The sequence below is a fragment of the Microbispora rosea genome (assembly GCF_044460045.1).
GTDB lineage: Bacteria > Actinomycetota > Actinomycetes > Streptosporangiales > Streptosporangiaceae > Microbispora > Microbispora rosea.
In genome coordinates this window covers 473,381-486,426 of record NZ_JBITJO010000005.1, presented here as the reverse complement: position 1 = coordinate 486,426, position 13,046 = coordinate 473,381, and the positions used below count along the sequence as shown (strand labels likewise).

Sequence of the window (13,046 nt, the reverse complement as noted above, 5' to 3'; positions counted from 1 at the left end):
CATGAACGGCGACACGCTCTACTCGATCGGTGAGCTGGCACGGCGGACCGGACTGACGGTCAAGGCCATCCGGTTCTACTCCGACTGCGGGATCGTGCCGCCCACCGGCCGCAGCCCGGCCGGCCACCGCCTCTACGACACCGACGCCGCCGCCCGGCTGGAGCTCGTACGCCCGCTGCGCGACCTGGGGATCGACCTGCCGACGATCCGTAAGGTCCTGGACCGGGAGCTGTCCCTGGCGCAGGTCGCGGCGGCGCACGCCGAGGCGCTTTCGACGCAGATCCGCGTGCTGCGCCTGCGGCGCGCGGTGGCGACGGCGGTGGCCAGGCGCGGCTCCACCCCAGAGGAGACGGATCTCATGCACAGACTCGCCAGGCTTTCCGAGGACGAGCGCCGCCGCCTGGTCGGCGGCTTCCTCGACACCGCGTTCGGCGGCCTGGACGCCGACCTGACCGGGATCAGGCGCACGATGACCCCCGAGCTGCCCGACGATCCCGAAGACGAGCAGGTCGAGGCGTGGATCGAGCTGGCCGGAATGGCCCGCGACCCGGAGTTCGGGGCGCTCATGCGGCGCGTCACCGAGCAGCACCTGGCCGACCAGCACGGGGCCGACCAGCACGGGGCCGACCAGCACGGGGCCGGCCGCGCCCGGGGAGACGTCCCGCGCCCGGGCGCGGTGGCGATGGTCCGCGACCACGTCGCCCCCGCACTCGCGGCGGGCGTCGACAGCGCCTCACCCCAGGCGGACGCGGTCGTCGCCGCCGTGGTCGCGCGGTACGCCGACCTCGTGGGCCACCCCGACGACAGCGCCCTGCGACACCGGCTGCTCACCCTGCTGGAGACCGCGAACGACCCGCGCAGGGAGGCGTACCTCCGGCTGCTCGCGGTGGTCAACGGCTGGCCGCCCCCGGAACCGCTGACCCCGGCCCTCACCTGGTTCGTCCAGGCCCTGCGCGCTCGCGCTTCGTGAGACGCGCCCCGGTTCCTTCTGCAAAGATCACTCCGAAATGTCCCCGCGCTCCGGAGTGTCCGCCATGACCGATGGCCGCTCAGCCTTCGCCGAGGTGTTCTCCCACTACCGGGAGCTGCTGCGGGATGAACCGTGGCTGGAGGTGGCCATGTGCTGGACGGTCGTCGTCCCGCACGACCACCGGCCGTTCCCCGTCGCCGACGCCGGAGCACGGGTGAGCGGCGGAACCCGGCACGAGGTGCACGAGGCCGCGCCGCTGGAAGCGCTTCCTTACGACGACGGGGTTTATCCGATGCTGGTGGAACCGGTCGGATCGGCCGTGGTGCTGTTCGAGAACAACGGATTCCTGGGCAGCCTGCCCGAGGTGCTGCGGCGGCTCAGCCGCGACGGCCGGGTGTGCGGCGTCTACTGGAACGTGGAGGGCGACAACAGGCTGAGCTACGCGGCCGACGGCAGAGTGCTGGTCAACCTCGACGCGATGTTCTGGGACGAGTGGACCGGCGACGACTTCGCGGTGCTCGAACCCGAGTTGCGTGCCATGACCGACCTGCTCGCCGGGGACGAGGACGACTGGCAGGCCGCCGCGATGACCGTGGTCGAGCTGGTGACGGGGGTGCGGCTCACCGCCGAATGGCTGTCCGGGGCGCATCCCTACCTCACCTTCCGATGGCCCCTGGCGGCGGAGCCGCCCTCACCCGAGGAACTCGCCGAATACCGGAACGACCCGGAGGTGAAACTGAGGGACGCGGTGCGGGCCGCGCCGGAGTCGCGGCAGTTCACCGCGCTCACGCACCTGGCAGCGCTGCTCGCCACCCGGTTCCGCCTGGGCGAGATCCCCGTCGTACGAGACGTCCTGGTCGACCTCGCGTCGGGGCGGCGCGCCGGGGCGCAGCGGGCCGTGGAACTGCGTGAGCAGCTCGTGGCGCCGCTGGCCCAGGAAGCTTTCACCGACGACGACGATGACGACGCGGACGACCCGTCGTTCGAGCAGGACCCGGCATGGCAGCGGATGCAGGCGGGAATCGCCCTGCAGATCGCCGCACGCGGACCGAAAGGCGCCGCCCTGACGGACGTCGACATTCCGATGGTTTTCGACGCCTACCATCACGCCGGTCTGGCCCTGGGCGACGACTGGCCGGCGGTCCGCGAGTCCGTCCGCGGGATCCTGTCCGGCACGGACGCCTGAACGCCGCCGTCCGCGGCTACGCCTCGTCTTCGACGTCGTCGATCGGGCGGCCGAACGTGACCGCGTCGCGGACGGCACCGGGCACGGTGGAGCGAAGAGGCGCGTCGGGGCGCAGGCCGAGCGCGTCGTTGACCGTCGAGAACGCCACGCGGAGCGCCACGAACACGGTGATCGTGAAGATCTGCGCATCGTCGAATCCGGCGTCGCGCAGCTCCTGCACATCCGCCGCGGTGGTGCCGTTGGGGTCGCGCGCCACCTTCCGGGCCCACGCCGCCATGGCCCGCTCGCTGTCGCTCAGGCCGTCGTCGACGCCCCTGAGCACCCCTGCGGCGGTCCGCGCGTCGCTCGCCTCGGCCAGCCTGCCTCCCCACACGAGTGAGCAGTAGGAATCGCCGAACGCCGACGCGCACGCGGTGACGAGCACGGAACGCTGACGCAGGCTGAGGCGGTCCCCGGTGTTCACCTGCCGCAGCAAAGCGAACAGCCCCGTCACCGTCGCCGGTTGATAGGCCCACAGGCGTGAGACGCTCATGACGTAACCGACCTCGGCGACGTCCTCGTCGAAGATCTGCCGGGCCTCCGCGCCGACGTCGGGCATGCCGAGAAAACCGATTCTGTCCATGGTCTCTTTTCACCGTCGCCGGTTTGCTTGGGCCACCAGCGTCGCCGTTCGCCGGCCCCGGCTCATCCGTGCGACGCACGGATTCTCGTACGGACGCGGTCTCGGTGTCGCCTCCTTCGTATCGCCGGGCGCCCGTGCCGAAGGACAATGCGGGGATGAGGTACCACGAGGGCGGCCTGCCCGATCGGCTGGTCCACGCCGGGGTCACCGTACGCGAGGCCGAGGTTCTCTGGGCGGTCGCGGAACGGCTGCGCAATCGCGAGATCGCCGAACGGCTGCACGTCTCGGTGCGCACCGTGGAGAGCCACATCGCCGCCCTGCTGCGCAAGCTCGACGCCCCGGATCGGGCGGCGCTGGCCGCGACGGGTGCGCGACTGCGACGTTCCGCGCGGGCCGGCTCCGCGCTGCCCGCCCCCCTGACCACCCTCGTCGGCCGGGCGGAGGAGACGAGCGAACTCCTCGCGCTGCTCGGCTCCCATCGTCTCGTCACACTCATCGGTCCGGGGGGCGTGGGCAAGACCCGGCTCGCGCTCCACGTAGCCGAATCCGCAGGGGCCGAATCCGCAGGGGCCGAATCCGCAGGGGCCGAATCCGCAGGGGCCACGGCCCTCGCCGACCGGTTCCCGGGAGGCGTCCGGATGGCCGATCTCGCTCCGGTGGAGCCGGAGTCCGTCGGTGACACCTTCGCCCGGGCGCTGGGCGTCGTGCCGGAGCCGGGATGGCCGCTACGCGACATCATGCGGGAGGTCGCCGCGGTTTCCGGTTGCCTGCTGCTCGCGGACAACTGCGAGCACGTCGTCGCGGAGGCCGCCGAGATCGTCGCCGACCTGCTCGGCGCCGGCGGCGCGCTGCGGGTGCTCGCCACCAGCCGCGAACCGCTCGGCATCCCCGGCGAGGTCGCCTACCAGGTGCCGGCGCTGCCCCTGCCCGCTCCGGACGCGTCCGAGCGGGCCGAGAGCATCGCGCACTACGACGCCGTACGCCTGTTCGTCGACCGGGCGGCGGCCGCGTCACCCGGCTTCGCCCTCACCGACGCCGTCGCCCCGGCCGTCGCGGCGCTGTGCCGGCGCCTCGACGGGCTGCCGCTGGCCATCGAACTGGCCGCGTCGCGGCTGCGCACGTTCGGGCCGCTGGAGCTCGTGGAGCGCCTCGACCGGCGTTTCGAGCTGCTGTCCGCCGGAGCCCGTACGGCCCCGCCGCGGCACCGCGCCCTGCGCAGCACCATCGACTGGAGCTACCGGCTGCTGGACGACGGCGAGCGAGCCTTGTTCGAGCGGCTCGGCGTGTTCCCCGCCGACTTCGACCTGGCGGCCATCGAGTCGGCCTGCGGAGGCGAGGATCTCGGCGGCGAAGCCGTGATCACGCTGCTGCCCAGGCTGGTGGACAAGTCGCTCGTCTCCACCGCAGGGCGCGGCACCGGGCGCTACCGGCTGCTCGAGACGATCCGCGCGTACGCCGCCCACCGGCTGGCGGGCTCGGGTCGTGAACCGGACGCGAGGGGCCGTCACGCCGCCCACTACCTCGCCTTCGCCGAACAGGCCGCCGAGCGATTACGCACCTCGGAGCAGCGCGTCTGGCTCGACCGCATGACCACAGAGCAGCCGAATCTGCACGCCGCGCTGGCACACGCCGTCAGCACCGGCGACGTCGAGTCCGCATGGCGGCTGATCGCCGCGCTGCAGCGGTTCTGGGACGTCACCGGACGGCGCCGCGACGCCCACACGTGGGTCAGGCAGGCACTGGCCGTCGCCGACCCGCCCGCCACGCCCGCCGTCGTCGCCGGGCTCACCGAGGCCTGCCTGATCCTCGACTCCCGGGACGCTCGCGCCGCGTTCGACCTGGCCCGCAAGGCGGCGAGCCTGGCTGCCGGCCTCGACGGTCTCACCCGTGCCAGGGCGGCACGCGCGGTCGGGACGAGCGCGACCTGGATCCGGCCGGAGCTGGTCGCCCCGGCGTTGCGGGAGGCGCTCGCCGGGTTCGGCGACGAGCATCCGTGGGACAGCGCGCTGACGATGCAGGGCCTCGCGATCACCACCGCCGACCTGGATCGGGCGCTCCAGTGGGGACGGGACAGCGCGGCGTTCTTCCGCAGGGCCGGCGACCAGATATGCGCGGCCAACACCTTGTACATCATGGCGCAACGGTCGATGGCCGCCGGCGTCGCCGACGACGAGGTGCAGGAGTGGCTCGGCGAGAGCCACGCCCTGGCCGAGGCCGCGGGCAGCGAGGCGGACATGGCCCACGCGGCGGTCGGTTTCGCGCAGCTGGCGTGGCTGCGCGGCGATCACGACCGGGCCGCCGAGCTCATGACCGAGTGCCTGCCCACCCTTCGCCGGCTCGGTGACCGCCGCTGCACGGGCCGGGCGCTGCACATGCTCGGTCAGCGGGCGTACGAGAAGCAGGAGCCGGCCCGGGCCGAAGAGCTGTTGCGCGCCAGTGTCGAGGCCATCGCGCTCGCCGGCCAGTCGTTCGTGCTCGTGTCGGCGATCGAGGCCCTTGCGGCCGTGTACGCCGCGCAGCGGCGCCCCCGCAGCGCCGCCGTGCTTCTCGGCACGGCGCACAGCGTGCGCGAGGCGGCCGGCGCGCACATGCGCCCCCGGCGACCACCCGACCACCAGGAACTGCGCCACGCTCTCGTACGGATCCTCGGCGCCGGGCCCTTCGACAGCGCCCACCGTCGAGGTGAGCGTCTGTCGCCGGCGGCGGCGCTGCGGCTCGTGCCGCTCGACGAACCACCTCTCCTCACGACGCCGTGACGCCGCCTCCCACGCGGCGCAGCGCCTCGGGCGTGAGGTCCTTGAGGGTGGGATATCCGTCGACGGCCATGATGAGGTCCGCCTCGGCCAGTATCGAGCGCAGCACGTGCACGACGCCGTCGACGCCGCCGACCGCCAGCGCGTACGCGTACGGGCGGCCGATCCCCACCGCCGTGGCGCCCAGCGCCAGCGCCTTGACAACATCGGCGCCGCTGCGCACACCCGAGTCGAACAGGACCGGCAGCCCGTCGGCGGCCTCGACCACGCCGGGCAGGCACTCCAGGGCGGGCAGTCCTCCGTTGGCCTGCCGTCCGCCGTGGTTGGAACAGTAGACGGCGTCCGCGCCGTGGTCCTTGGCGCGACGGACGTCCTCGGGATGGCAGATGCCTTTCAGCATCAGCGGCAGCCCGGTCTGCGACCGCAGCCAGTCCAGGTCGTCCCACCTGAACGGTCCGCCGAAGATCGGCAGTCTGCGCACGAACGCCTCGGTGGCGTCCTCGCCGGGACGCAGTCCCTGCCGGAACACGGGGTCACTGGTGTAGTTGCTCAGGCATCCGCTCGGCACCTGCGGATAGTTCGATGCGCGCAGGTCGCGGGGCCGCCAGCCGGTGACCCAGGTGTCCAGGGTGACGGCGATGCCCTTGAAGCCCACCGCTTCGGCCCGGTGCACCAGGCTCGCGGCCAGGTCCCGATCGGGCGGCGTGTAGAGCTGGAAGAAGCCGGGCGTGTCACCGAGCGCCGCGGCCACGTCCTCCATGGGGTCCGCGGACAGCGTCGCCGCGAAGAACGGAACGTGCGTACGAGCGGAGGCTCGGGCGCATGCGAGGTCGCCGTGCTCGTCCTGGGCGCACACCCCGATCACCCCGATGGGCGCCATGAACACCGGCGAGGGCAGCCGCGTCCCGAACAACTCGATCGACATGTCGCGCTCGGCGGGAGCGACCAGCATGCGCGGATACAGGCCCCAGTGTGTGAACGCCTCGCAGTTGGCTCGCTGGGTGTGCTCGTCACCGGCGCCGCCGGCCACATAGTCCCAGACCTTCGGCCGCATCGCGGCGGACGCCCTTTCTTCCAGCTCCGCGAAGGTCATCGGATAGGGCGGTTGATGGCCGGTCTGTCCCTGGGCGTACAGCTCGTCCTGGTACTTCGCGAAACTCATACGTGCGCGTTACCCCTGGCAGGGTGCGCTACCCGAGCCCGGCGGCCAAACGACGGCCAAGTATGCGGAAAAGAGCCGGGCCCCGCCGGCGGTTCTGGACGAACCAGTCGTCGGGGTTGCGGTCCGACTCCCGAGAGCTGTCCGAGCCGGTGTTCAGACAGATGATTCGGTGAGTCGTGAATAGGGCACGCCTGTCGATTGCTCGGATATCGTCCAGAGTCGACGCCGCTCCACCGGGTCGCAGGCGCGGGCCGGCGCCCGTTGCGGCTTCGGGGCGCCCTTGAACTGCCCCGGACCGCCTGGCCCGTAGTACTCGCCGCCGGTGGCGTGTAGGTCGGTAGCGGCCCGTAGCACCGGCAGAGCACCCCGCTGAGCCGACTGGGTGAGCAACCATCCGATCGTCGCGTTGATCAGCCGGAACCCTGGCGAAGCGTCCCGGAACAATTCGGTGCGCGCACCGCCCGGATGCGCCGCGAGGCTGATCGTGGAGCAACCGGCCGCGATGAGCCGGTGCTGGAGTTCGAAGGCGAAGAGCAGATTGGCGAGCTTCGAGGCGTTGTAGGCGGTCGTCGGCCGGTACCGGTCGAGGCTGCCGGGGTCGAGGTTCGTGACGGAGCCTGCGCTCGCCGCCTTGCTGCTGACCGTGACCACCCGGCCGTTCGGCGATCGTTCGAGCAGGTCGAGGAGGAGGCCGGTCAGCGCGAAGTGGCCGAGATGGTTGACGCCCATTTGTGACTCGAAGCCATCTTCGGTGAGGCGGGCCGGCTGCCACCAGAGGCCGGCGTTGTTGACCAGGATGTCGAGCCGGTCGAACCGCTGGTGGAACTCGGTTGCCGCCCGCCGCACGGATCTGAGGGATGCCAGGTCAAGGGCGAGCACGCTGCCGGGGCCGGGTAACCCGCGCACGGCGTCCCTGCCCCGTGCGGGATCGCGGGCTCCGAGGACGACGTGTGCGCCCCGGGCTGCCAGGGCCTTCGCCGTCTCCAGCCCGATGCCGGCGGTGGCGCCGGTCACCAACGCGATCGTGTCGTCGAGCGGTGGGATGTCTCGCGCACTCCACATGGCGTCTCCTATTTTCGGAACGATCGCCCCGTTTCGAATATACGGAACGCCCGCCCCGCTTGTCGATGTCTTCAGGAGGAACCCTTGCGCGCCGACGCTCGCCGCAACCGCCAACGCATCCTTGACACCGCCTACGACGTACTCGCCGCCGAAGGCGTCGGCGTACCCATCGACGAGATCGCCCGCCGCGCCGGCGTCGGCGCCGGCACCGTATATCGGCACTTTCCCACAAAGGAATCACTCATCGAGGCCGTCGTGCTCGACCGCATCCACGCCATGACTGACAAGGCCCGCTCCGGCATCGACTTCACCGCGTTCTTCGCGTTCATGGTGGAGGCCGGCCTCGCCAACCGCGCCATCGCCGACGCGCTGGCCAGCGGCGGCTACCAGATCCCCGCCGACGCCGACGCAGCCCTCAACACCGCCTTCGCCGAACTCCTCCAGAAGGCGCAGACAGCCAGAACCATCCGCTCAGACATCACACCCGACGACCTTCAAGCCCTCATCGTCGGCTGCGTCGCCACCGCCAGACACCGCGGTGACACCGACCTCGTCCGGGTCGTCGTCGACGGCCTACGCCCTTGACGCCAGCGGCATCGGCGGCCAGGCGCGGGCGGCACCCCCACCTCCGAGCGGGGGTGCCAAGCACGGGCAGCGGGGTGTCGGCAACTGACGGCTCGTCCGAGCGACGAGAAACATAAAAGCCCGCAAGCGGCGGTCTCAGGAGGCGACGGGGTAGGTCGTGAGCGCCTTCTCGAACCAGTCGATCGTGCGGCGCAGGCCGGTGACGGGGTCGATCCGCGGACGCCAGCCGAGCCGCTCCTCGGCGAGCGAGGTGTCGGGACGGCGGACGGCGGGGTCGTCCACCGGCCGCTCGACGAACCGGATCGGTGAGGACGAGCGCGCGAGGTCGCGGATCGTCTCCGCCAGCTCCGCCATCGACATCTCGGCCGGGTTGCCGATGTTCACCGGCCCGGCGAAGTCGCTGTCCGCCAGCGCGAGCACGCCGTCGATCGTGTCGTCGACGTAGCAGATCGACCGCGTCTGGCTGCCGTCGCCGGTCACGGTGATCGGCTCGCCCAGCAGCGCCTGGCGGATGAACGTGGGGATCGCCCGGCCGTCGTAAGGCCGCATCCGCGGGCCGTACGTGTTGAAGATCCGCACGATGCCGGTGTCGGCACCGCGCGCGTTGCGGTAGGCCGTGGTCAGCGACTCGGCGAACCGCTTGGCCTCGTCGTACACGCTGCGCGGCCCGACCGGGTTCACGTTGCCCCAGTAGGTCTCCTTCTGGGGGTGTTCCAATGGGTCGCCGTACACCTCGCTCGTGGAGGCGAGGACGAACCGCGCGCCCTTCTCGGCGGCGAGCCCGAGGGCGTGCAGCGTCCCCATGCTGCCGACCTTGAGCGTCTCGATCGGATGGCGCAGATAGTCGGCGGGGGACGCGGCCGAGGCGAAGTGCAGCACCAGGTCGACCTGGCCCGGCACATGGACGAACCCGGTGAGGTCGCACTCCACGAGCCGGAACGCCGGCCGCCCGATCAGGTGCTCCACGTTGCGTGGCGACCCGGTGAGGAAGTTGTCCAGGCAGACGACCGCCGCACCGCGCTCCACGAACCGTTCGCACAGATAGGAGCCGAGGAACCCGGCTCCCCCGGTGACCACGACACGGGATCCCTTCACCGCACACCCACTCCTCGCAACTTCCTGACCGCGTCGAGCACCTCGGGCACCCCGATTTCGAGCAGCCCCTCCGATGGCCGGTCGCCGTGCGGGTCGCCCCTGCGCCCTGCCCACAACGCGATGTGCGGGCGGTCCGGCGGCGGCCCCCACAGCGCGGGCGGCACCGGGCCGTACAGGATGACCGACGGCGTGCCGACGGCGACGGCCAGGTGCGACATGCCCGTGTCGCCGCAGACGACGAGCGCCGCGTGCGCCGTCAGCGCGGCGAGCTCGGGCAGGTTCGTACGGCCGGCCAGCACGGACTCCTCCGGCAGGTCGGCGAGCTGGGCGACGTGCCGGGCGAGCGCGATCTCGGTCACGCTGCCGGTGAGGACGACCCGGTGGCCCTGGCCGGCCAGATCGGCCGCCACCCGGGCGAAGCGGTCCGGCGGCCACTGCCGCGCCCGGAACGCCGCCCCGGGATGGATGATCACCTCGCCGCCGGCGAGCGGGCTCGGCCCCGGGTCGCCCAGCGCGAGGTCCTCCGGGTCGGCCACGATGCCGTACCACTCCAGCAGGGAGCACCACCGCCGCCTCTCGTGCGTCTCCGGCTCCCAGGGCGGCCCGTCCGAACCCGGCACCAGGTGGTGGGCGTGCGTGAGCAGGCGGCCCGGCCGGGTGCGGCGCAGCGCCTGGATGCTCTCCGGGCCGCTGCCGTGCAGGTTGACCGCGACGTCCGGAGACTCGTACGGCACCGGCCCGGGGCCGGACACGTCGAGCAGCTCGTCGACGCCGCCGACCAGCGGCAGCAGCCCGCCGAGGTAGGCCGGGGCGGCGAGCACGAAGCGGTGCTCCGGGTGCGCCCTCCGCAGCGCGCGCAGGGCGGGCACCGAGGCGAGCAGGTCGCCGAGCCCGAGCCCGCGCAGGGCGAGCAGCACCGGTCTTCGCGGATCTTCTAGGGCCATGACGTCTCCGTTGAGGCGCACACGACCAGCTCCCTGACCTCGCAGCCCTGCGGCTGGCCGAGCGCGAAAAGGATCGCCGAGGCGACGTCCTCCGGCTGGTTCAGCCGGGTGTCGGGGCCGGGCTTGTACTGGTCGGGACGGTCGTTGAAGAAGTTCGTCTGCATGCCGCCGGGGATCAGCAGGGTCACCCCCACCTGCCCCGCCAGTTCGGCCGCCAGGGCCCGGGTGAACCCCACGACGCCGAACTTCGAGGCGCAGTAGGCCGTCGCGTCGCTGAGCGCCCGCACCCCGAGCGTGGAGGCGACGGTGACGACCTTGCCACCCGACCGGCGCAGGTAGGGCAGGGCCGCCCGGACCACCGCGGCGGTCCCGAGCAGGTTGACCCCGATCACCCGTTCCCACTGCTCGGCGGCCACGTCCTCCAGCCGTCCGCAGGCGTCCACGCCCGCCGCCGTCACGACGCCGTCGAACCCGCCCGCCCGGCCGGCGAGCTCGCGTACGGCCCGCTCGGCCTGCTCGCGGTCGGCCAGGTCGGCCCGCACATGGTCGAACCCGCCGTCCGGCTCGTCGACGTCCACGACCAGGGGCCGTCCGCCGGCCTTGGCGACCGCCATGGCGGTGGCCCGGCCCAGGCCGGACGCGCCACCGGTGATCAATACGTTTCCCACCATTGAGGTCGATCCCTTTCGATAGGCGGCCGAAGTCACGAAGCGGCTCGGGCGGCGGCGATCAGTCCGGTGGTGGAGTAGCCGGGCACGGTCGGCAGGATGACGACCTCCCCGCCGGCCCGGCGCACGGCCTCGGCCTCCGGCATCGACCGCTCGTCGTAGTCGCCGCCCTTCACCCACACGTCCGGGCACAGGCGCTCGATGACCTGCGACGGCGTGTCCTCGCCGAAGACCGTCACCGCGTCCACGCAGCCGAGCGCGCGCAGCACCTCGACCCGGTCGCGCTCGCTCACCAGCGGCCTGCTCGGCCCCTTGAGCCGCCGGATCGAGTCATCGGAGTTCACGCAGACCACCAGGGCGTCGCCTAAGGCCCGGGCCCGCCGCAGCAGGCTCACATGACCGGCGTGCAGCAGGTCGAAACACCCGCCGGTCGCGATCAGGCGGCCCCCCGCGGCGCGTACGGCGGCGGCCACCTCGAAGGCGGACGCGCCGGGCGCGAACGGCACCGGCGGCTCGGCGGCGGGACAGTGCCGGCCGGGCCGGTGCTGCCCGGAATGGTGCAGGCGCAGTGCGGCGGCCCCGCCCTCCTCCACGAACCTGGTCGCCTCGCCGACCGCACGGGCGACGGCGTCCTCGGTGGACGCGCCGTCCGCGAGGGCGAGCGCCGCCGCCGCGGCGAAGCGGTCGCCCGCGCCGCAGGCGTCCGTGCCGGACGCGGCGTGCGGGACGGGGACCGGCCCGAACCTGCCGCCGCGCCGGGCCAGCATCGCCCCGCGCTCCCCCAGTGTGATCGCGACGGCCTCGGCGTCGAGGTCGCGCACCAGCCTGCGGGCGGTGCGCTCCGGGGAGACGTACGGCTCCTCGCACATGCCGCGGGCCTCGGCCTCGCTGGGCGTGACCAGCGCGCATCCCCGCACGGGCAGCGACCCCCGGGGATGGGGGTCCCAGACCAGCGGGACGTCGAGGCCGCGCAGCGGCTCGCGCATCAGGTCGGCCACCCCGCGCCCGTAGTCGGCGACCAGGACCGCGCTCGCCGCGGCGAGGGCGTCGGCCGCGCGGGCGAACGCGGAGGCGGAGGCGATCTGGCCGGGCCGGCCCATCGCCCGCCCGTCGCCGGTGTCGATCCTGACCAGCGTCTGCCCGCGGGCGCGGACCCGCGCCTTGCGCACGGTCGTGCCGCGCAGCGGCAGCCGCACGATCTCGACCGTGGGCGACAGCAGGTCCTCCAGGCACCGGCCCGAGGGGTCGTCGCCCAGAGCGGTGATCAGCACCACCCGCGTGCCGTCGCGGGCGGCCAGCAGCGCCGCGAGCCCCGCGCCGCCCGGCCGGTGGTGCTCCGCCTGCCCCTCCACGACGGGAACGGGGGCGTCGGGGCACAGCCGGTCGGCGGTGCCCTCGACGTCGACGTCGAGCAGGGAGTCTCCGACGATGACGAGTGGTCCGCTCACGCGACCGCCTTCTCAATCACGTCACAGAGCATGTGGATCACCGTGAGATGCACCTCCTGGATGGTCGCGGTGTCGTCCGCGGGCACGGTCAGGGCCTCGTCGCACAGCTCGGCGAGCGGGTTCGGCCCGGGGCCGGTCAGCGCCCAGGTCGTCAGGCCGCACTCGCGGCCGGCCTCGGCCGCCTCGGTCACGTTGCGGCTCGTCCCGCTGGTCGACAGGCACATCAGCACGTCGCCGGGGCGGCCGTGCGCCCGCACCTGCCGCGCGTACAGCTCGGCCATGCCGAAGTCGTTGCCGATGGCGGTCAGCGACGAGGTGTCGCCGTGCAGCGGGATCGCGGCGTACGGCCGCCGGTCGGCGCGGTAGCGCCCGACCAGTTCGGCGGTCAGGTGCTGCGCCTCGGCGGCGGAGCCGCCGTTGCCGCAGGCGAGCAGCCGCCCGCCGCCGCTCAGCACCGCCGCGAGCTTGTAGCCCCAGGCGTGGATCTTGGGTGTCTCCGGGTCCACCGCCGTCAGCGCGGTGCTCAGCCGGGCCAGGTGAGGATGCATCGC

12 protein-coding genes are annotated in these 13,046 nt (G+C 72.9%); 4 read left to right on the top strand and 8 right to left on the bottom strand.

Going from position 1 to position 13,046, the window contains the following annotated elements:
* The first annotated feature begins 1 nt into the window (after nucleotide 1).
* The gene (locus ACIBK1_RS24220) at nucleotides 2–970 is read left to right on the top strand and encodes a MerR family transcriptional regulator (RefSeq protein WP_396737825.1); all 969 of its coding nucleotides are present in this window, start codon (nucleotides 2–4) and stop codon (nucleotides 968–970) included.
* Between the two features lie 64 nt (nucleotides 971–1,034).
* Nucleotides 1,035–2,156 (top strand): DUF6461 domain-containing protein, encoded by a 1,122-nt coding sequence (locus ACIBK1_RS24215; protein ID WP_030512279.1) that lies wholly within the window; start codon nucleotides 1,035–1,037, stop codon nucleotides 2,154–2,156.
* Nucleotides 2,157–2,172: 16 nt separating this feature from the next.
* Here ACIBK1_RS24215 and ACIBK1_RS24210 read toward each other — a convergent pair whose 3' ends face one another.
* Nucleotides 2,173–2,778, bottom strand: a complete 606-nt coding sequence (locus ACIBK1_RS24210) for a carboxymuconolactone decarboxylase family protein (RefSeq protein WP_030512280.1) — start codon at nucleotides 2,776–2,778, stop codon at nucleotides 2,173–2,175.
* Between the two features lie 155 nt (nucleotides 2,779–2,933).
* On the opposite strand from ACIBK1_RS24210, the gene ACIBK1_RS24205 reads away from it, so the two are divergent.
* Nucleotides 2,934–5,534: an ATP-binding protein gene (locus tag ACIBK1_RS24205; protein ID WP_396737822.1), complete on the top strand. Its 2,601-nt coding sequence runs from the start codon at nucleotides 2,934–2,936 to the stop codon at nucleotides 5,532–5,534.
* Here ACIBK1_RS24205 and ACIBK1_RS24200 read toward each other — a convergent pair.
* Both ACIBK1_RS24200 and ACIBK1_RS24195 read right to left on the bottom strand, forming a co-directional pair.
* Nucleotides 5,521–6,693 carry an alpha-hydroxy-acid oxidizing protein gene (locus ACIBK1_RS24200; RefSeq protein ID WP_030512282.1) on the bottom strand — a complete coding sequence of 391 codons (1,173 nt, stop codon included), beginning with the start codon at nucleotides 6,691–6,693 and terminating at the stop codon, nucleotides 5,521–5,523. The genes ACIBK1_RS24205 and ACIBK1_RS24200 overlap by 14 nt on opposite strands.
* Before the next feature lie 153 nt (nucleotides 6,694–6,846).
* On the bottom strand, nucleotides 6,847–7,755 hold the full coding sequence (locus ACIBK1_RS24195; RefSeq protein WP_396738023.1) for an oxidoreductase: 909 nt from the start codon (nucleotides 7,753–7,755) through the stop codon (nucleotides 6,847–6,849).
* A gap of 84 nt (nucleotides 7,756–7,839) precedes the next feature.
* On the opposite strand from ACIBK1_RS24195, the gene ACIBK1_RS24190 reads away from it, so the two are divergent.
* Nucleotides 7,840–8,340, top strand: coding sequence for a TetR/AcrR family transcriptional regulator (locus ACIBK1_RS24190; RefSeq protein ID WP_396737819.1), 501 nt, complete (start codon nucleotides 7,840–7,842; stop codon nucleotides 8,338–8,340).
* 135 nt (nucleotides 8,341–8,475) lie between these two features.
* Here the strand turns inward: ACIBK1_RS24190 and ACIBK1_RS24185 are convergent, their stop codons facing one another.
* Genes ACIBK1_RS24185 through ACIBK1_RS24165 form a run of 5 tightly spaced genes read right to left on the bottom strand, consistent with a single transcriptional unit; the run spans nucleotide 8,476 to nucleotide 13,043 of the window.
* Complete coding sequence (locus tag ACIBK1_RS24185) at nucleotides 8,476–9,435, bottom strand: UDP-glucuronic acid decarboxylase family protein (protein WP_030512285.1); 960 nt, start codon at nucleotides 9,433–9,435, stop codon at nucleotides 8,476–8,478.
* Nucleotides 9,432–10,379 carry a glycosyltransferase family 9 protein gene (locus ACIBK1_RS24180; protein ID WP_030512286.1) on the bottom strand — a complete coding sequence of 316 codons (948 nt, stop codon included), beginning with the start codon at nucleotides 10,377–10,379 and terminating at the stop codon, nucleotides 9,432–9,434. Before ACIBK1_RS24180 ends, ACIBK1_RS24185 begins: the two co-directional genes overlap by 4 nt.
* A complete protein-coding gene (locus ACIBK1_RS24175) occupies nucleotides 10,370–11,050 on the bottom strand; it encodes an SDR family oxidoreductase (protein ID WP_030512287.1) in 681 nt (226 codons plus the stop codon). The genes ACIBK1_RS24180 and ACIBK1_RS24175 overlap by 10 nt, the downstream gene beginning before the upstream one ends.
* A gap of 32 nt (nucleotides 11,051–11,082) precedes the next feature.
* On the bottom strand, nucleotides 11,083–12,495 hold the full coding sequence (locus ACIBK1_RS24170; RefSeq protein ID WP_030512288.1) for a PfkB family carbohydrate kinase: 1,413 nt from the start codon (nucleotides 12,493–12,495) through the stop codon (nucleotides 11,083–11,085).
* A complete protein-coding gene (locus ACIBK1_RS24165; RefSeq protein ID WP_030512289.1) occupies nucleotides 12,492–13,043 on the bottom strand; it encodes a D-sedoheptulose-7-phosphate isomerase in 552 nt (183 codons plus the stop codon). Before ACIBK1_RS24165 ends, ACIBK1_RS24170 begins: the two co-directional genes overlap by 4 nt.
* Nucleotides 13,044–13,046: the final 3 nt, after the last annotated feature.